This window comes from Streptomyces hygroscopicus subsp. hygroscopicus (assembly GCF_030269125.1).
Taxonomy (GTDB): Bacteria; Actinomycetota; Actinomycetes; order Streptomycetales; family Streptomycetaceae; genus Streptomyces; species Streptomyces hygroscopicus_C.
On sequence record NZ_BSSM01000085.1, the window covers coordinates 1 to 255 of the forward strand.

At 69.0% G+C, this 255-nt stretch carries 1 protein-coding gene; it reads right to left on the minus strand.

Annotation, left to right across the window (positions count from 1 at the left end; all coding sequences use genetic code 11):
* Positions 1-253 (minus strand): acetyl-coenzyme A synthetase N-terminal domain-containing protein (locus QSK45_RS38220; RefSeq protein WP_285563547.1); only part of this gene is annotated, 253 nt, incomplete at its 3' end.
* Positions 254-255: the final 2 nt, after the last annotated feature.

Genomic DNA, 255 nt, shown 5'->3' on the forward strand with positions numbered 1-255 from the left:
CTTCCACGTGCCGGTCCACGCAGTTGTAGGCGACGTTCAGTTCGCCGTCCTTGAACCACTTCGCGAACGGGGGGTTCGACCAGTCCAGCGTCTCGGTCGGTTCCTTCGCCCAGGTCAGCCGGCGGGCTTGGGCGGCCCAGAAGCCGAGCCGGTCAGCGCTGGCCTGTTCATACGCCTCCGCCGTGACGTTGGCGTGCGCGGCCAGGTCGGCGGGGGGCGCGAACCTGCGCTCTTCCTTCAGCAGGTTGGCCAGGC